Origin of the sequence: Psychrobacter sp. PAMC 21119 (assembly GCF_000247495.1) — a bacterium.
In the GTDB taxonomy this organism is placed as follows: Bacteria; Pseudomonadota; Gammaproteobacteria; order Pseudomonadales; family Moraxellaceae; genus Psychrobacter; species Psychrobacter glaciei.
The window spans coordinates 1-19,894 of record NZ_AHVZ01000008.1 but is presented as its reverse complement, the minus strand read 5'-3'; the positions used below and the strand labels follow the sequence as shown (position 1 = coordinate 19,894).

At 43.4% G+C, this 19,894-nt stretch carries 11 protein-coding genes, 2 tRNA genes and 2 rRNA genes; 4 read left to right on the top strand and 11 right to left on the bottom strand.

Annotated elements, in window-relative coordinates; genetic code table 11:
* Positions 1 to 47 precede the first annotated feature (47 nt).
* Positions 48 to 1,025 carry a zinc-dependent alcohol dehydrogenase family protein gene (locus RH96_RS02460; RefSeq protein ID WP_010196922.1) on the top strand — a complete coding sequence of 326 codons (978 nt, stop codon included), beginning with the start codon at positions 48 to 50 and terminating at the stop codon, positions 1,023 to 1,025.
* Positions 1,026 to 1,193: 168 nt separating this feature from the next.
* Here the strand turns inward: RH96_RS02460 and RH96_RS02455 are convergent, their stop codons facing one another.
* On the bottom strand, positions 1,194 to 1,811 hold the full coding sequence (locus RH96_RS02455) for a trimeric intracellular cation channel family protein (protein ID WP_010196920.1): 618 nt from the start codon (positions 1,809 to 1,811) through the stop codon (positions 1,194 to 1,196).
* Between the two features lie 439 nt (positions 1,812 to 2,250).
* Between RH96_RS02455 and RH96_RS14480 the strand changes: the two genes are divergently transcribed.
* Positions 2,251 to 3,237 carry a hypothetical protein gene (locus RH96_RS14480; RefSeq protein WP_010196918.1) on the top strand — a complete coding sequence of 329 codons (987 nt, stop codon included), beginning with the start codon at positions 2,251 to 2,253 and terminating at the stop codon, positions 3,235 to 3,237.
* Positions 3,238 to 3,557: 320 nt separating this feature from the next.
* Here the strand turns inward: RH96_RS14480 and RH96_RS02440 are convergent, their stop codons facing one another.
* The 4 genes from RH96_RS02440 to RH96_RS02425 all read right to left on the bottom strand — a co-directional run bounded on the left by RH96_RS02440 (position 3,558) and on the right by RH96_RS02425 (position 9,064).
* Positions 3,558 to 4,955: an FAD-binding oxidoreductase gene (locus tag RH96_RS02440; protein WP_051000707.1), complete on the bottom strand. Its 1,398-nt coding sequence runs from the start codon at positions 4,953 to 4,955 to the stop codon at positions 3,558 to 3,560.
* 141 nt (positions 4,956 to 5,096) lie between these two features.
* Entirely contained in the window at positions 5,097 to 6,524 is a 1,428-nt protein-coding gene (locus RH96_RS02435; RefSeq protein ID WP_010196912.1) for a VOC family protein, read from the bottom strand.
* Between the two features lie 69 nt (positions 6,525 to 6,593).
* Positions 6,594 to 7,871 carry an aspartate aminotransferase family protein gene (locus RH96_RS02430; protein ID WP_010196901.1) on the bottom strand — a complete coding sequence of 426 codons (1,278 nt, stop codon included), beginning with the start codon at positions 7,869 to 7,871 and terminating at the stop codon, positions 6,594 to 6,596.
* Positions 7,872 to 8,152: 281 nt separating this feature from the next.
* The gene (locus tag RH96_RS02425; RefSeq protein ID WP_010196898.1) at positions 8,153 to 9,064 is read right to left on the bottom strand and encodes a LysR substrate-binding domain-containing protein; all 912 of its coding nucleotides are present in this window, start codon (positions 9,062 to 9,064) and stop codon (positions 8,153 to 8,155) included.
* A 506-nt stretch (positions 9,065 to 9,570) separates the two neighbouring features.
* Between RH96_RS02425 and RH96_RS02420 the strand changes: the two genes are divergently transcribed.
* Both RH96_RS02420 and RH96_RS02410 read left to right on the top strand, forming a co-directional pair.
* Positions 9,571 to 10,863, top strand: a complete 1,293-nt coding sequence (locus RH96_RS02420; protein ID WP_010196895.1) for a dicarboxylate/amino acid:cation symporter — start codon at positions 9,571 to 9,573, stop codon at positions 10,861 to 10,863.
* A gap of 246 nt (positions 10,864 to 11,109) precedes the next feature.
* Positions 11,110 to 12,275 (top strand): IS3 family transposase gene (locus tag RH96_RS02410; protein WP_141629680.1). Its coding sequence is split into 2 segments (ribosomal slippage): positions 11,110 to 11,368 and positions 11,368 to 12,275, totalling 1,167 coding nucleotides; the frame shifts between segments, so codons are not numbered across the junction.
* A 912-nt stretch (positions 12,276 to 13,187) separates the two neighbouring features.
* Here RH96_RS02410 and RH96_RS02400 read toward each other — a convergent pair.
* The 6 genes from RH96_RS02400 to RH96_RS02370 form a co-directional block, all read right to left on the bottom strand.
* Complete coding sequence (locus RH96_RS02400) at positions 13,188 to 13,829, bottom strand: glutathione S-transferase family protein (protein WP_010196890.1); 642 nt, start codon at positions 13,827 to 13,829, stop codon at positions 13,188 to 13,190.
* A 108-nt stretch (positions 13,830 to 13,937) separates the two neighbouring features.
* Positions 13,938 to 14,345, bottom strand: coding sequence for a hypothetical protein (locus RH96_RS02395; RefSeq protein ID WP_227500931.1), 408 nt, complete (start codon positions 14,343 to 14,345; stop codon positions 13,938 to 13,940).
* Between the two features lie 108 nt (positions 14,346 to 14,453).
* Positions 14,454 to 14,568: ribosomal RNA gene (gene rrf, locus RH96_RS02390) — 5S ribosomal RNA — on the bottom strand.
* A 3,405-nt stretch (positions 14,569 to 17,973) separates the two neighbouring features.
* Positions 17,974 to 18,049 (bottom strand) — tRNA-Ala (locus tag RH96_RS02380).
* Positions 18,050 to 18,058: 9 nt separating this feature from the next.
* Positions 18,059 to 18,135, bottom strand: a tRNA-Ile gene (locus RH96_RS02375).
* A 92-nt stretch (positions 18,136 to 18,227) separates the two neighbouring features.
* Positions 18,228 to 19,767, bottom strand: a 16S ribosomal RNA gene (locus tag RH96_RS02370).
* Between the last annotated feature and the right edge of the window lie 127 nt (positions 19,768 to 19,894).

The window sequence follows — 19,894 nt, the reverse complement described above, 5'->3', positions numbered from 1 at the left end:
GTCCTGAAACAAACAATAAGACATTCACACCAGTAAAGGGTAATAACATGAAAGCGATGATCATTAAAGAAATCGGTACAACTACAGTTTTTCAATTGGCAGAAAAACAAAAACCAACTGCAATACTAGGTCATATGGTTGTGGAAGTGAAAGCCACTAGTGTGAACCCTATTGATACCATGCTGCGCTCAGTCGAGCTGCCTTGGTCAGAAAATTTGCCAGAGATACTACACGGTGATGTAGCTGGTATTGTGAGCGAGATAGGTGCCGACGTCACTGAATTTAGTGTTGGTGACGAAGTTTATGGTATGGCTGGTGGCCTCAACGGTATTGATGGTGCACTTGCTGAATTCATGTTGGTTGATGTGCGTTTAATGGCTAAAAAACCTAAAACACTCAGTATGAAGCAAGCCGCAGCCCTGCCGTTGGTCGCACTCACTTCTTATGAGGCACTCGTACAAAAAATGAATGTCAAAGAAGGCGATAATGTCTTGATTCATGGTGCAACAGGGGGCGTTGGTCATATTGCCGTTCAGCTAGCAAAAGTACTTGGCGCGACAGTCACCGCTACCTACTCTCCTGCTAATCGTGCATTAGCACAAACACTAGGCGCGGATCATCTAGTAGATTATACAACAGCGGAGGTTGATGACTATGTGGCGACGTATACTAACGGCGTGGGTTTTGACAAAATTTTCGATACGGTGGCTGGTGATAATATTCAAAAATCTTTTCAAGCCGTTAGATTCAATGGCCATGTCGCCACTATTTTACCCATTGCGGATCCATTGCAAGTTGCTCTCAAAGCCTTATCCTTTCATGGTGTTTTGGTGCTCATTCCATTATTTCATGGCATCAACCATGAATCGCAAGGTCGTATCCTGACAATGATTGCGGAGCTGGTTGATACTGGCAAAATCATGCCTATCATAGATGATAGTAACTACTCTATTTGGGAGGTAGCACACGCGCATGACCATCTTGAATCAGGTAAAGCAGTGGGTAAAATTACGCTCACTGTATAGTATTATTCGGACGTGTCCTCATTTTGAACATGACGATAAAAATGAGATAAATTGCAGCCAGACTGTATTAAATAGCTGTGTTAAAAATGAGATGTTCACAGGTAGTAACGACTCTCTAAAATAACACAGCTCGCTCGTAGAAACTCTTATAACGGTAGGGTCATTCCTTTATTTAGAAGTTTCTAACAAATGGAATACGGGTAATCGCCACTTTGCCCTAACCGCTGCCATACGGATTAAGTAACCAGCAACCAAACTAACAATGATGCTGATATTACCACTAACAGTAAAATGCTCGAGTGTTAAATATAAACACGCAACGATCAAAGAAACTGAAGCGTATAACTCATGATGTAAAACCAATGGGGTTTGGCGACATATTAAATCACGCAGCAACCCGCCAAATACGCCTGTTACAATGGCAGCAACCACACAAACACCATAGTGAAGTCCCATGTTAAGCCCTACTTGGCAACCAATAATGCTAAAGGCCGCTAGCCCCAAAGCATCCAAACGCATGAAAACGCCATTAAATTTAACAACCCATCTCGCCAACCAGGTCGTTATAAGCCCAGCCACACAAACAATTAATAAATATTCAGGATGTTCTACCCAAGTTAAGGGGTAATTACCAAGTAAGATATCTCTGACACTACCACCACCTATCGCCGTTACACTTGCGATAAGCATAACCCCAAACCAATCCATATTTTGTCGTCCCGCGCTTAGTGCACCTGTCATCGCCTCTGCTGTAATACCAATAATGTAAACTATACTTAAAAGCATGGAATGCTCACCTTAAATCTATCTGCTAGTGTAAATGAGGTGAGATTGTAAAGATAAATCTGGTGTATTACGAATGATAATTTGAATCGTTTTGAAAGCATCAAGTACTACTCTATTTTAGCAACGGGAAAGCAAAAACTAATGCAACGTTATTGTCACTTTATATGCAAAAGCACTGCTTCTCCCAAGCATAAAACGCAGCTTATGCCTAATCATCAAATTTTCACAAACAAGTAAAAAGGTTACTGAATAAACACGGTCACAGGCTTTGAACTCCACCATCCTAGTGCCCTGACTTAAGTCCCATCGAGAAAAATGGGTACAAACCAATATTCCACGCCAAGAATTGATAATGGTTTTTTAAATTGCCAAATGATGTGGGCTGTAATGAATTTATTATGAATTGCCTATATAACAATCTTCTGAAGGACTAAAAATTATGATGAGAAAAACGTTACTGCTCAGCATGCTGATATTAAGTCTGACTGCATGCCAGAACACCAATAAGCAGAGCCTCGAGTCAACAATGATTTTACAAAACAACATACCTACAACAACCGTAACCGATAAATATACTAACAATATAACGGGCGATTACGTCACAGACGGCTATATAAAACGTAACGAGGGTTACGACTGGTTTGCGATCAGCGTACGTGATGCTGGTCCAGACGCTATCAGTTTGTCTATTCGTTCTCGCATAGACAAAAAGAAACCTACTTGTACATTAGACACCGTACTTCATAAAGCTCATGATGGACGGTATCAGTTTTGGGTAGATAATAACCCCGTTTATTTGCGCTTTAATGACAATAGCTTATCCATTGAAGGCGAAACATCCCATCTACAAAAAACAGCTTTTTATTGTAGCGGCGGTGCAACGCTTGGTGGCGTATATCAAAAATTAAGCGATACGCTGGATACTCGAGAATTGGATAACTCGCAATACGCTACATCACTCAACTATGGTGATTTTTCTACTCAAGTGACCAGTACCTCTGACGGCAATGGTGGTTATGTCTTGCAGATTCAGCCCATGGGTGAAGACATTATCAAGCGACCAATTAGCGATCCTGTGGTTAGTGCTGATGTGGGTGATATTAATGGCGATGGATATCATGAAATTCTGGTATTCACCCAAAGCGTTGATAGTGGTTCATATGATGACGTAATTGCTTATTCGAGCAATAAAGGGCTGTCATGGAGTGAAGTCTCTTACCCGGAGCTGACTGATAAACTCAAACAAGGTTATATGGGACACGATGCGTTTGCATTGGTTGAGAATGTATTAGTTAGACGTTTTCCACTCTACTTAGAAGACGATAACAATGCCAATCCACAAGGTAAAACACGCCAAATTCAGTATCATATGATAGATGGTGAGGCTTCTCGTCAGTTTGTGATTGACATGGTTAACGAATTTTAAATATTCCTTAAAGGTTTACTGGGTCATAGAATGGCACAAGTGCTATATAAAAACTTTGAGATACAGTTAATTTTAGCATTAACTGTATTCACGACTGCCTGTACAAAGGTGGACTTTATTCAAACTACAGCTATTGATACTGTATTTGAAGAGACAGAGCTGATAAAAGCTAAACCAACATCTCTCGAAAAATCGAATATAAATTTCGACAGTCACCCAATTGCAAAACGTTATAGAACTGACCTATGTTGCATATAGCGTGAGTAATGTTTCTTACTTAGCATTTTACTTAAGCTATGCCATCGATCTTAGGATTTTATCTACATATCAAAAATCTTGCCACGGTTCATAATATTATTGGGATCAAAGACTTTTTTGACCTCTCGTAAGTAATCAATCTCAGTCTCGCTGCGGCTGTAGTGCAAATAAGGCTTTTTGGTCATACCCACGCCATGTTCAGCAGAGACTGAGCCGCCATACTTCTGTACCGTCTCAAACACGTGCTTATTGACGATCTGACACTCTGCAAAGAAATCATCCTTACTCATGTTTTCAGGTTTTAGAATATTCAGATGCAAATTGCCATCGCCGATATGACCGAACCAGCACACTTCAAAGTCAGGATAGTTACTGCTGACAATGTGATCAATCTTGGTGATAAATTCAGGCACATAACTAATTAATACAGAGACATCATTCTTATAAGGGGTAAATATTGAGATAGTCTCAGAGATATACTCACGCAATTTCCACAGCTCTTCAGCCTGCGCGAGGCTTTGACTCATCACCCCATCGACGACCCAACCTTGCTCCATACAATGCTCAAATATCGCCATCGCCTTATCCATGATCGGCTCATATGGCGCTTCAAACTCTAATAGCGTATAAAACTTGGTGCGCGACTCAAATGGCTCTTGTACTTGACCATGCGCCATTAACTTATCAATCGCCACATCGTCAAAGAACTCAAATGCGGTTAAGTCAATCTGCGCTTGAAAGGCAGATAGCACATTCATAACATCGTTAAAGCTGTCCATACCGAGCACCATGATATTTAAGTCTTGTGGCTGACGCTCAAGCTTGATCTGTGCATGGGTGACAAACCCTAGGGTTCCTTCGCTACCGATGAACAGTTGACGCAGATCATAACCTGTGGCGTTCTTTACCATACCGCGATTCAGCTGCAAGATATCACCTTTACCAGTGACCACAGTCAGTCCCATAATCCATTGACGGGTCATGCCATAGCGTATGACTTTGATACCGCCCGCATTGGTACCGATATTGCCACCGATTTGACTTGAGCCTGCTGAGGCAAAGTCGACAGGATAGTATAAGTCTTTTGATTCTGCAAACTGTTGCAACTGCTGAGTGACCACACCTGCTTCAATCTCGACCATGCGATCGGCAGGGTAGAATTGTCCGATATGGTTCATTTTATCCATACTGACGACAATCTCGCCATTGGCGGCGACAGCACCAGCAGAGAGTCCTGTACGACCACCACTTGGGGTCAGAACAACGTTGTGCTCGTTAGCAAGCAGTACGATAGATTGCACTTGTTCGGTAGTTTTCGGAAAGACAATGGCGGCAGCCGCTGGCGCAAAGTGCTTGGTCCAGTCTTTGCCCCAATGCTCTAGACTCTCAGCATCGGTTTTGATTTGGGTCGGGTCGAAACTATGATCTTGTTGCAACTTTTGAATGATAAGATCAACCACCTCTTGTAAGAGGTCTGAAAAATTATTCACCGGATATATTCCCTACGATAGTAAATGAGAACGCATTAATAGCTGCCACTATTTTTATCAATAGTGACACAGAGGTTTTGCTATTTTGAGCCGACTATGCGTATTTAACGCTTATGCCGTCTTTTGCAAGGCAACAAAACAATTTTGCAGACTCTGAGCTTGGGTTATCTCATACAAAGCCAATTCATCTTGAACGTGAGTACCCAGTGCTTTTTCAAACTCTTGTTGATTTGAATTTCCCTCATAGCTACTTTGTTTATCATCACGTAGATTCGACTGAAAAATTCCTGCCGCACTCACAGGTAAAAAATCTTCGTAAACAATAGGCTCAATACGTATCACGTTTTTTTCGATCAGCTCAATAATCGCGGATTTGGACCCCGCCATCTCCAAGCTCGTGAGCTGCAAGTCAGTATTACTGTTATCCACAGGTTGATAATAAAAATACGCCAAGCCTTCGCTATGTAGCGTTTGATAATCATCAGGGAATTCAGCAAATGTCGCCTCTAAAATCTGATAATACTGTGAGGCATTGGCTTCATTTGGGGTCACCCCTAGCTGGTTACGAGCGTCACTCAGCAGTTTGTCATATAGTGCTCGACCCTTTGGCGTCAATGCCACGCCGCGCTGCTCAATCTCACCAAAGCGTGCTGTATGTTGGCCTTGCTCATGGCTATTTTGTCCTGCATCGGCCAACGTATTCTTAAAGCTAACCGCTTCTTCTAGGGCCTTAAAACTTGTTTGTCTTAACAAAATCGGGCAATTTCGTTTTGGTGGCCCTTCGATGATCGCTTTTGGCGGTATCCCTCTTGCTTGCATGCTACGCTGTACAGAATCAATATCCAAGGTTCGAGGGGTTAGATGGTTGATATGTGGGCCTTTGAACCCAACCACATCAGCGATGAGACCATGTTGCTGCAACAGCTTTTCATACAGCGTCTTTGACACAGGGGTATTATCATGCCAGCGAAACGTTTCTAGTGCCTCAGCGACGAACTGTTGGCCTGCTTGCTCACTTAATCCACCTTGCGCTTCAAAAGACTCAATAAGTTCGATGACAGTATTAGTAAAGATATTACGGCGGGCCAAAGCTGCTACGGCCTCTTCTTTGAGCGCTTCATCACCAATGAGATCTAAGCGTAATAATGACGTAAATACTCGGAAAGGACTTTTGCTCAATGACTCTGCATCTATCGCTCGAAATGCAGTGGAGTGTACGGGCACGCCAGCAGGGGCTAAATCATAGTAGCCCACAGGATACATACCCATCACTGCAAACAATCGACGCATCATACTAAGCTCAGCAGCAGTACCCACTCTAATGGCACCGTGGCGCTCCATACTGAGCCTATCCATTTCGCCAGTATGCTCAAGCTGCGCTTTAATATCAGGTTGAGCAGCTAAAACCTCGGTGTTCACGTCAGTGACCAAATCAACAAGATCGCCATATAACGGTACTTCTGCTTGGTACATCGCTGACATGGCCACAGAAAACTGATGGCGAATATCATCGCTACTCATAAAACTGTTATTGTTCATAGATATTTATCCTTTTTATAGCTACTGAGAGAGCCTATTGCTGGTAACTCATTTATTAGTAATTTGTGCTTAAGACCAATCAGCTGGATCTTGATCAGGAATCGTATTCAAGACGTCTCTTAAAATATCAAGGCCAGTTTGGAGCGTTTCAGGCTCAATGGTCAGAGGTGGTAACAATCGAATGATATGACGGTATTTACCACTTGGCATGAGCAGTAAGCCTCGCTTCCGCGCTTGGGTTAGTACGTGAGTCATCACACTAGGATGCGAGCCATACGTAGCATGACGCAGCTCAATACCGCGCATCGCTCCAATACCCGTGAGACCATATAGCCAAGGGGAAACGCCTTCCGCCTGCCATTGTGCGATACTTGTTTCAATCTCTTGCGCATAGTGCTTAGCAGATGCCCATATCTCATCCTCTTGCATGATGTCTATCGTGGCATTTGCCGCTGCACATGCCACTGGATTACCAGAGTATGTACCGCCCAAACTGCCTTTAGGCAAGCCATTTATCACACTGGCCTTCCCTACGACTGCACCTAAGGGCAAGCCGCCTGCGATGCTTTTACCAAGTAGTATCATATCTGGCTCAATGCCCAAATGTGAAAAGGCAAAAGGTGAACCAGTACGTCCATAGCCTGATTGGATCTCATCCATAATTAGCAAGATACCGTGCTCATCACAAAAGGCGCGCAGGTACTGAGCAAAAGAGGGTGACATTAACTGAAACCCGCCTTCCCCTTGTATGGGCTCTGCGATAATCGCACCAATATTATTGATATCAGTTTCTACTTCAAACAAACGATTTAGCGCATCGATTGCCTGTTGATCACTCACCTCATTGTCTGGACTGGGGAAAGGAATGTGATAGACACTGCCGGCTAACGGTCCCAACCCTCGCTTGTAAGGGGCAACCTTGCCATTTAGATTAACAGCAGCCAACGTACGACCATGGAACCCGCCATCAAAAGCAATAACACCGGTACGCTTGGTCTTGAGACGCGCAATTTTTATGGCATTTTCAGTAGCCTCTGCACCAGAATTGGTGAGCATGCCTGATAGCTCGCCACTAATAGGAATGAGTTCGCACAATCGCGGCATGAAGGTTTGATAGGGGGTGTGCGCAGCTGCATTGTAAGCATAATGAATGAGCGATTGGGTTTGATTGATAATGGCCGTCACGATGTGAGGGTGGCAATGTCCGAAGTTCAAGACCCCAATGCCACCCACAAAATCGATGTAGCATTGGTCGTTATTGTCCCAAACTGTTGCATTTTTACCTTTGGTTAAGGTGATGGGATGCACCATCGTAAAAGCATCAGTGACGTTGTATAGCTTATCCATTAAGAGTCTCTTATCTTCCTTAAATGTGACCCTCATTTCAGCAAAACCTGATGCACTCAGCAAACGAATAATAGTTGTGCTTTCATTCCTTTTCGTTATTGTGAGAAAAAACCAAGGCCAAGATAGAAAAAACCCAAGCATAAATACATGTTCAATCAAAGTCTTATGAAGCCTTTCAATAGTTTTTATTGCGTTGGACGCTTGCGCTGACCGCTATCGATTAGCGGTAAATATTTATCTAACCAATCATCACGACTCGTTTTTTAACGGTTCAACCTGCCCTAGGTTTCAAGGTAAGCAGATATCCAATTTATAATGACTTTTATTCTGTGTGACTCACCAAGTGATAATGGATAAGTCATATAATAAGACCCTCTGCCTTTTGCAGCATAATCCCATACGGTGACCAGCGCACCTGACTGCAGCTCACGTTCTACCAAGCGTAGCGGTACAAGCGCGATGCCATATCCCACTAATGCCGCTGATATACATGCCTGAAACGTATCAAAACGCGGGCCTATGAATGTACTATCAACACTGACCTCTTGTTGCTCAAAGTATTCGTACCATGCATTTAAGCGCGAATTGAGATGCAATAAGGTACAACTAGCGACATTGCTCGTGAAGGGTTTTTCGTCTTTTAAATAATCAGGATGGCAGACGGCCACACTGTATTCATCAAACAGCTTAATCGCCTCCATTCCACCCCAAATACCAGTACCATACAAAAACGCGATATCGACATTTTGGTCTTCAGAAAAAAATGGTCCAACCTGTTCTTTGATCTCTAAATTAATTAGGGGATGTGCTTCATTAAATCCACTCAACGCAGGTATCAACCAACGTGAACAAAACGTTGGGTGCGAGACAATTCTCAATACCTCGGTATTATCACTGTGCGACACTAAATTGGTCGTTGCCATCTCGATATGTTTTAGTATATCGAGCACATCCAAATAATACGTCTTGCCAGCAGGTGTCAACGAGATTTTCTGCGGTGTTCGATAAAACAGAGCAATATTTAGCACTTCCTCTAGCTGCGCTACCTGCTTACTGATGGCGCTTTGAGTCATGTGCATCTCTTGCGCCGCATTGGTAAAACTTAAGTGTCTAGCCGCTGTCTCAAAACATTGTAAAGCTTTGGTTGAAGGATATTTTCTAAAATCTAGCGAACTGTTAGTATCCGTTTTCATAACTTATTTTTAAATCCAAAATAGTAATTGTGGTTATATATATCCAATTTGAAACACGGTCAATTCAAAATGACGGTGGCACAAATGGTAATCCTGTTTTCTGCTGGTATAATCCTGCCTCGCTTGCTGTGCGCCAAACATTCCAAAGGCTGTAAAACCTATCCCAACCGTCCTGTATCTGCTTTAAATTGATCGACTATATATCGAGTAAATCGCCTAAGCATTCGTTAAAAATAATCGTGCACTCCTCCACTAGTAAGAAAAAAAGGAATGCTCGCCATAAATTAATTCGCTTGTTTCAGTGATTGTTGGTGTTTAGTATCTTTACCTTAAGGAAAAATTCTAATATCACATGTCTGAAAACTGACAGCATCCGTATCAAACCAAAGCGTTTGAATCATACAGGACTGGACAATGGAATGTCTAAAATCAAAATATTCTCTTGCCCATCTCCACATATCCTTTTAAAAGTCAGTAACAGATATTGTAAATAACAGGAGATAGTAATGGGAATAATTTGGCGTTGGTATACCAGCATGTCATTCATGGTGAAAATGACGGGCGGCTTTTTAATAGGTATTTTTTTGGCACTGGTACTGGGCGAGCACAGTAGTTTTCTGTCACCGCTTGGAACCCTGTTTTTAAACTTATTGAAAATGGTCGTGATACCTCTTGTCCTTTTCTCTTTGATGGTCGCCGTCAATCATTCCAACCCTAAAGAACTCGGTCGGATAGGACTAAAAATATTCCCCTTTTATATCGTCTCGACTGGTATTGCGGTGGTCGTTGGTATTGTTTTGGCAAAGATGACCAATCCTGGTGCAGGATTTTCGTTGCCGACCGCTGTAACTATGGATGCCCCTGCCCGCCCATCTTTCATTGATACCTTACTGAATATGGTACCCAGCAATATCTTCAATGCTTTTGCTCAAGGTGATATTCTCGCGGTCGTATTTGTCGCGGTTATCTCTGGATTGGCTATTTTGTTCATGCGCCATTCAGCAGACGAAAAGCAACAAGAAATGGGTGATTTTTTATTCAGACTGCTCGAAGCTTGTAACGAAGTCGTCTCTAAAATACTAAGTGGCATTCTATTATATGCACCGATTGGTGTATTGGGCATCACTGCCAATACCTTTGGTACGCAAGGATTGGATGTCGTTATTGCGCTGGGTAAATTTATTGGTACGTCATACCTTGGTGTTATCATATTGGTGGGGGTTGTGTTCCCCATTATGTTGAAGCTCTTTGGCGTAAAAGTCATTCAATTCTATAAAAATATCAAAGAAGCGGCTTTTACCTCATTTGTGACCAGCAGTAGCCTGAGCACGCTACCGATTACCATTAAATGCGCAGAAAAAGCAGGTATTGGTGAGCGTGTTGCCAAACTGACATTGCCTATTGGCGCAACTGTAAACATGAATGGTACGGCATTACGTTTTGGTGTCGCTGTCATCTTTGCAGCAGAAATCATGGGCATGTCACTGTCGGTACCTGAATTGGCCACCATTGTCATCATTGGAACTATGGCCGCGATTGGTACGGCTGGTGTGCCAGGTGCTGGATTAATTGGTATGTCTATCGTCTTTACCCAAGCGGGATTGCCCATCGAAATTGTTGCGCTCACCGCAGGTATCAATATCTTGGTCGATATGATCTTCACCTTTGGCAACGTCGTTGGTGACTTAGTGGGTGCCAAAATAGTAGACCAGACCGAAAAAAGAAGTAACTCTAGAGACTTAACCGATGCTAATTTGGGACATCAAAATGAGATGCAAAAAGTCATCGCTGTTGAATAGGTTTTAACTAGAAAAATTAATAATATCTGGGTATATTCTAGGATTACTCACATGAGTATTATGTACATCACATAATACTCATATCGATATTGCTGTTTGTCTATAACGCTGCTTAGAGTGTATCAAGTTTGCAATATATCAAAGCACCTTAAATCAAAGGGGCAATCGCGATAGAACTGTATGAGCTATGCTGAAAAAACTGTAGAACCAAACTTGGTAAACTAACGACTCAATGAGGAGTTTATCATGACTAAGAAAATCAGAACCTATAGTGCAGCATTCAAAGCTGAAGCCGTTAAAAAGATAGCAGATAATAATGGCAATGTTTCAGCGACTGCAAAGCAGCTTGGCATCGCCATGCAGACATTATCTAACTGGCAAAACAAAGCTGATAAAGGCAAGCTGATCGGTACTAAAGAATATAATCCTGAGCTCATGGCTATACTAGAAGAGAATAAACGTCTTAAACGTGATCTAAAAGTTGCTCAGGAAGAGCGAGATATTCTAAAAAAGGCCACGGCGTACTTCGCGAAACACAGTTGATGAAGTACGTCTTTATCAAGGATAATCAGAAGATATTTAGCATCACCTGTATGTGTCACGTATTAGATGTCAAGCCATCAAGCTATTACAACTGGATAAATCGTGGTGTTAGTAATCAGCAGATCCACCGCAACCAGTGTGAGCTGCTGGTGCGCGTGGCTCATGATGAAACTAAGCAGCGTTATGGCTGTGAGCGATTGCATGCTCATCTTGCAGAGCAAGGCCATCATATCAGTCAATACATGGTAAGACGCATTAAAGAAGAATACGGCATTGCTTGCCGTCGTCACAAGCGTTTTAAAGTTACCACCAACTCAAACCATAACAAGTTTATCTACCCAAACCTGCTCGACCAAAAATTTGATACCAGTCGTCCTAACGAAGCTTGGGTTAGTGACATCACCTATGTCTGGACCAATGAGGGTTGGCTATACTTAGCAGGTGTTAAAGACCTCTACACCAAAGAGCTTGTCGGCTATGCCATCAATAAGCGAATGACAGCAGATTTAGTTTGCCGTGCACTCAATATGGCCATCAAGAACAAACGACCCAACCAACAGCTGATTGTGCATTCTGATAGAGGCAGTCAGTACTGTAGTTATGACTATCATAAGATCATTAAGAAGCATAAATTTAAGGGCTCAATGTCCAGACGTGGTAATTGCTTTGATAATGCGCCCATAGAAAGCTTCTGGGGCATATTAAAGAATGAGTTGGTGTATCACGAAGACTATAAAACAAGGTTCGAAGCCATCAGTGATATCACTAAATATATTGAGCTTGAGTACAACCAGACTAGAATCCAAAAGGGTTTAGGCTATAAAACGCCAAGACAGGTGTGGTTTGACTTTTATCGTCAGGCTGCGTAACTAAAATCTCCCAAGTTAATGTCTACAGATTTGACAGCATAGGTCAATTCGTCCCATTCTAACTTCCTTCGAATAGCTTTTTATTCCAAAAGTTTAATAATATTCTTCAAAAAAGTTAATATTTAGGGCATGTCACTAATTGGAACATTGATACATTTAGTGATCTTAAAATCTAAATAATGACATTTCCTAGTTACTCAAAAATAATAGCACACTTACGTTTTTTGCGTTTTTTATAACTCTAAAAAAGTCTCAAACAATTACACTAGGAACTTTTTAAGGTACACAACGCTGATGAACGAGAGACTCACCGTGGAAATTGCATGTCAATTTAAGACAACACAAAAGTAAGTATTTAGATAGGATTCTGTGTATAAATCGGGTGTAATGGACAAAAAAGAAAACCCCTTTCGCGCTAGCAAAGGGGGTTTAACTTAGAATAGAGAGCTGACGATGAGCATTTCTGCACCAAAGGATATTTACAATCATTCAATCTACAGAAAAACCTCACTGATCTGCCAAAGCCTCTTAAACCATTTATTAGCTAAATCTCGCTGAAATATAAGTCCAATAACCTAACAGTAGTACAAGCAAACCCCACGATAACGAAAAGCATAAATAGTATGACTCGCTATCAAGTGCAACATAATAGTAAATGGCCAGTCCAGTACTTACTAACAGAGATGCTGTATATGCGATGAGTAAAGTAAATAGAGCAGTATTTTCAAATTTGGTTAACTCTAGGCTATTTTCTGCACAAATATAAAAGAGAAAACCAAGGGAAAAAGCCCCACCAATCGTAATATGCAAGAATGATATTAGAACCAGTGACCAAATTGACATAAGCTTTTCCTTTGCTGCCTTAATTCTTTCTTAAAAATTCTGAGTTATAACGTTTATAACTTAGTACGATTATATTTTAAATGGTGTCAGATCTATCTGTTCAAACTCACATACTGCTTTTATGCTAGGGTTTTCACTTAATCGCTTTAGATACATTGCCAAGTTTTTATAGGTCATCGGCGATTTTTCTGATACCAATGACCACTCCGCCAACATAAAAAGAAAGTAATCACATGCCGATAGTTTTTCACCAAGCAAAAACTCATTAGACTCCAGCTGATCATTAATGATAGACAAAGCCTCTGCAATACGATCATCTTGCGCAGATATAACACTTGGTATATTGCGTTCATCATTAGTATGACGATGTGGATAATAACGAACCATCAGCTCCGCTTGCAACGTATTGTTTAAGAATGCGAGCCACTGAAAAAATAAGGGCCGTTTAGGATCGCCAAGTGGAGGTATCAACTCGTACTCTGGGTGGGATTCACAAATATGAATACAGATAGCAGGACTTTCAAAGATTGGCTGCGTATCAACGACCAGCGTAGGGATACGCCCAGCAGGATTTAACTTCAGATAGTCGGCTGATTTGTGAGTGTCCTTCTCTCTTTCGACAAGCACTAACTCATAATCCGCTTGCACATGGTGCAGGAGAAAATGTGGAGCCAAACTAGCATTGTTTGGGTAATAGTAAAGTTTAAACAAAATGTAGACTCCATTCTAAAGTTACCAGACACTCCTAACAGCTTACTGTCTGACTAAAACATATCTTAAATATAAGCTCAAGCAATTAACAGAAGCTCCCTAATCGCTTTAGTGATTAAATCTACCTTTAATAGCAGGTTCATCATTATTGATGCTTTCTAGGGTCTCAAATCCTTTCTTAGTACCAAAGTATAAAGCGTCTGTTTTTTTCTCTCTATGAAAACGCATTTCATCGCCTTTATTATCAGTTAGCGTAAATTCATTAGAAACTTTTTCCCAGTGCGCTTTCTTTTCAGATTCGTTGTGATCAGCCTTAAATGTTGGCTTTAAAATATAGGAAATATCCTTACCTTCTTCAGTGGTTATCAGAGGCAATAGTTCTTTGTGTTTTGTTAAATATAGACATATTTTCTCAATATCGTCCAAATTTTCTCTGCTATCAGTTAGTTTAATAATTAACATCACTTTATATCCTAATTTGCTTTTTAGCTTGGTTTTATTGATTGTTTTACTCATCTACTTTAAACCGATATCAGAGATAATACTATATTACATTCCACAAACGTCAGGCAAAAGAAAACCCCCTTCTGCATAAGCAGAAGGGGGTTTTACTTTAGAATAGAGAGCTGACGATGACCTACTCTCACATGGACGAATCCACACTACCATTGGCGCTACGATGTTTCACTTCTGAGTTCGGGAAGGGATCAGGTGGGGCCATCGCGCTATTGTCGTCAGCAAAGGGGGTTAGATATGAGTCTGATGTTGTATTATGACTTCAAATTTTACTTTTTAGTCGACCAACTTACAACCTAACTGAATCAAGGTTAAAGGTGATATCGAAATATTCTTTCTTTTATTCTAAAGCTTTCGCTTTACAAGATAGATTAATTAGAGCTTTGATACAAACCACTTGGGTGTTGTATGGTCAAGCCAAACGAGCAATTAGTACAGGTTAGCTACACACATCGCTGTGCTTCCACACCCTGCCTATCAACGTCGTAGTCTCCAACGGCTCTTTAGGGAAATCTAATCTTGAGGTGGGCTTCCCGCTTAGATGCTTTCAGCTGTTATCCCATCCGAACGTAGCTACCGGGCAATGCCACTGGCGTGACAACCCGAACACCAGAGGTTCGTCCACTCTGGTCCTCTCGTACTAGGAGCAGATCCTCTCAAATTTCCAACGCCCACGGTAGATAGGGACCGAACTGTCTCACGACGTTCTAAACCCAGCTCGCGTACCTCTTTAAATGGCGAACAGCCATACCCTTAGGACCTGCTTCAGCCCTAGGATGAGATGAGCCGACATCGAGGTGCCAAACACCGCCGTCGATATGAACTCTTGGGCGGTATCAGCCTGTTATCCCCAGAGTACCTTTTATCCGTTGAGCGATGGCCCTTCCATACAGAACCACCGGATCACTAAGACCTACTTTCGTACCTGCTCGACTTGTGGGTCTCGCAGTTAAGCGCGCTTTTGCCTTTATACTCTACGACCGATTTCCGACCGGTCTGAGCGCACCTTCGTACTCCTCCGTTACTCTTTAGGAGGAGACCGCCCAGTCAAACTACCCACCATACATTGTCCTCGGTATTGTTATACCTGAGTTAGAACCCCAACATGACCAGGGTGGTATTTCAAGATTGGCTCCACAAACACTAGCGTGTCTGCTTCAAAGCCTCCCACCTATCCTGCACAAGTCAGGTCAAAGTTCAATGTAAAGCTGTAGTAAAGGTTCACGGGGTCTTTCCGTCTAGCCGCGGGTACACAGCATCTTCACTGCGATTTCGATTTCACTGAGTCTCTGCTGGAGACAGCGCTGCCATCATTATGCCATTCGTGCAGGTCGGAACTTACCCGACAAGGAATTTCGCTACCTTAGGACCGTTATAGTTACGGCCGCCGTTTACTGGGGCTTCGATCAAGAGCTTCGCTTACGCTAACCCCATCAATTAACCTTCCAGCACCGGGCAGGCATCACACCCTATACGTCCACTTTCGTGTTTGCAGAGTGCTGTGTTTTTAATAAACAGTTGCAGCAGCCTGGTATCTGCGACTGTCAACAGCTCAAGGAGCAAGTCCTATCACCATCAACAGCGTACCTTCTCCCGAAGTTACGGTACCATTTTGCCTAGTTCCTTCAGCAGAGTTCTCTCAAGCGCCTTGGTATTCTCTACCTGATCACCTGTGTCGGTTTAGGGTACGATTCGTTTATAACTATTGCTTAGAAGCTTTTCCTGGAAGCATGGTATTTGCCACTTCGCTGTACAAGTACAGCTTGCTATCAGATCTCAGCCATATAACAACCCGGATTTACCTAAGTTGTAAGCCTACATCCTTTCACCTGGACAACCAAGCCAGGCTGACATAACCTTCTCCGTCCCTCCATCGCATTATAAACAAGTATCAGAATATTAACTGATTTCCCATCGACTACGCCTTTCGGCCTCGCCTTAGGGGTCGACTCACCCAGCCCCGATTAACGTTGGACTGGAACCCTTGATCTTCCGGCGTGCGAGCTTTTCACTCGCATTATCGTTACTCACGTCAGCATTCGCTCTTGTGATACCTCCAGCATGCCTTACGACACACCTTCACAGGCTTACACAACGCTCCCCTACCACTTGAAAACAAATTCAAATCCGCAGCTTCGGCTCCTAGTTTGAGCCCCGTTACATCTTCCGCGCGGGCCGACTCGACTAGTGAGCTATTACGCTTTCTTTAAAGGATGGCTGCTTCTAAGCCAACCTCCTAGCTGTCTATGCCTTCCCACCTCGTTTCCCACTTAACTAGGAATTTGGGGCCTTAGCTGGCGGTCTGGGTTGTTTCCCTCTCCACAATGGACGTTAGCACCCACTGTGTGTCTCCCGGATATCACTCATCGGTATTCGGAGTTTGCATCGGTTTGGTAAGTCGGTATGACCCCTAGCCGAAACAGTGCTCTACCCCCAATGGTGTTCGTCCGAGGCGCTACCTAAATAGCTTTCGGGGAGAACCAGCTATCACCGAGTTTGATTAGCCTTTCACCCCTATCCACAAGTCATCCCCTGGCTTTTCAACGACAGTGGGTTCGGTCCTCCGGTTGATGTTACTCAACTTTCAACCTGCTCATGGATAGATCACTCGGTTTCGGGTCTATGCCCTGCAACTAAACGCCCTATTAAGACTCGGTTTCCCTACGGCTCCCCTAAACGGTTAACCTTGCTACAGAACATAAGTCGCTGACCCATTATACAAAAGGTACGCGGTCACCCTAATAAATTAAGGCTCCCACTGCTTGTACGCACACGGTTTCAGGTTCTATTTCACTCCCCTCACAGGGGTTCTTTTCGCCTTTCCCTCACGGTACTGGTTCACTATCGGTCAGTCAGGAGTATTTAGCCTTGGAGGATGGTCCCCCCATCTTCAAACAGGATTTCTCGTGCCCCGCTCTACTTAATATGTTAACGCTAATGTTTCGAATACAGGACTATCACCTACTACGGTCAGCTCTGAGACTGCCAAGGCACACAGGGGATAGGACTAATCGGCTTCTCCCCGTTCGCTCGCCGCTACTTGGGGAATCTCATTTGATGTCTATTCCTAAGGGTACTGAGATGTTTCACTTCCCCTCGTTCGCTTCTCGTACAAGTACGAGATACCTACCTTATGGTAAGTGGGTTTCCCCATTCAGAAATCTCCGGATCACAGGATATTGCCGCCTCCCCGAAGCTTATCGCAGGCTGTCACGTCTTTCATCGCCTCTGACTGCCAAGGCATCCACCATGTGCGCTTCATTACTTGACCATACAACCCCAAGTAGTCTTAACTTATAAATAAGTTTTAACTTCAAAGTGTCATAAAGTCTAATTATGATAACGATATCACCTAATTTTATACGCTTGATTCAGTTCTCTTTACTTTTTTAATAACTCACTACTGGGATAACAACTGATGTCGTTAAGTAGTGAGTTATTAAGGTTAGAAACAACGCGTGAACACGTGTTCCTAACCCAGACTCATATCTATGTTTTTAAATAGTTCTTACGCTCTCGTCGAGTCATAAGTTCTGTATAAAACAGAAAGAAATAATCGTATGATGTAATATCTGAATTATTTGTTTCTGTTTATGCTCGTTTAATATATCTACTATCGTATTTATTATGGTGGAGCCAAACGGAGTCGAACCGTTGACCTCCTGCGTGCAAGGCAGGCGCTCTACCAACTGAGCTATGGCCCCGTAAATAAATGGTAGGCCTGGGCAGACTTGAACTGCCGACCCCCGCGTTATCAACACGGTGCTCTAACCAGCTGAGCTGCAGGCCTGTGTCTGCCTGTAAAGGCAAAGCGCTAATAATAAATACTAGCTAAACTAAAGAACAACTTGTTGTGAATTCTTGCTGACCGAATGCCATCTATAAGGAGGTGATCCAGCCGCAGGTTCCCCTACGGCTACCTTGTTACGACTTCACCCCAGTCATCAACCACACCGTGGTGAACGCCTCCCCGAAGGTTAAGCTATCCACTTCTGGTGCAATCAACTCCCATGGTGTGACGGGCGGTGTGTACAAGGCCCGGGAACGTATTCACCGCGGCATTCTGATCCGCGATTACTAGCGATTCCTACTTCATGGAGTCGAGTTGCAGACTCCAATCTGGACTACGATAGGCTTTTTGAGATTCGCATCACATCGCTGTGTAGCTGCCCTCTGTACCTACCATTGTAGCACGTGTGTAGCCCTGGTCGTAAGGGCCATGATGACTTGACGTCGTCCCCGCCTTCCTCCAGTTTGTCACTGGCAGTATCCTTAGAGTTCCCGGCTTAACCCGCTGGTAACTAAGGACAAGGGTTGCGCTCGTTGCGGGACTTAACCCAACATCTCACGACACGAGCTGACGACAGCCATGCAGCACCTGTATTCTAATTCCCGAAGGCACTCCCGCATCTCTGCAGGATTCTAGATATGTCAAGACCAGGTAAGGTTCTTCGCGTTGCATCGAATTAAACCACATGCTCCACCGCTTGTGCGGGCCCCCGTCAATTCATTTGAGTTTTAACCTTGCGGCCGTACTCCCCAGGCGCCTACTTATTGCGTTAGCTGCGTCACTAAGTCCTCAAGGGACCCAACGACTAGTAGACATCGTTTACGGCGTGGACTACCAGGGTATCTAATCCTGTTTGCTACCCACGCTTTCGAGCCTCAGTGTCAGTATTATGCCAGAAGGCTGCCTTCGCCATCGGTATTCCTCCAGATCTCTACGCATTTCACCGCTACACCTGGAATTCTACCTTCCTCTCACATACTCTAGCTCAACAGTATCAGATGCAGTTCCCAGGTTGGGCCCGGGGATTTCACATCTGACTTATCGAGCCACCTACGCTCCCTTTACGTCCCACGTAATTCCGACTTAACGCTTGCACCCTCTGTATTACCGCGGCTGCTGGCACAGAGTTAGTCGGTGCTTATTCTGCAGCTAATGTCATCGTCCACGGGTATCAACCGAGGAGTCTTCTTCACTGCTTAAAGTGCTTTACAACCAAAAGGCCTTCTTCACACACGCGGCATGGCTGGATCAGGGTTTCCCCCATTGTCCAATATTCCCCACTGCTGCCTCCCGTAGGAGTCCGGGCCGTGTCTCAGTCCCGGTGTGGCTGATCATCCTCTCAGACCAGCTACAGATCGTCGCCATGGTAGGCCTTTACCCCACCATCTAGCTAATCCGACTTAGGCTCATCTAATAGCGAGAGCAGTAAACTGCCCCCTTTCTCCCGTAGGTCGTATGCGGTATTAATACGAGTTTCCCCGTGCTATCCCCACTACTAGGTAGATTCCTAAGTATTACTCACCCGTCCGCCGCTCGACGCCTGATAGCAAGCTATCATCGTTTCCGCTCGACTTGCATGTGTTAAGCCTGCCGCCAGCGTTCAATCTGAGCCATGATCAAACTCTTCAGTTTAATCTTGCTATGTAACCCTTTAAAGAGGCTACTAAACTTGGCTCATCTAATCTGGCAAAATCGCTAAAATTTATGTTCGTAATGAATTAACTTTGAGTTTTTCTGCTGTCTTAAATGATAATTTTTT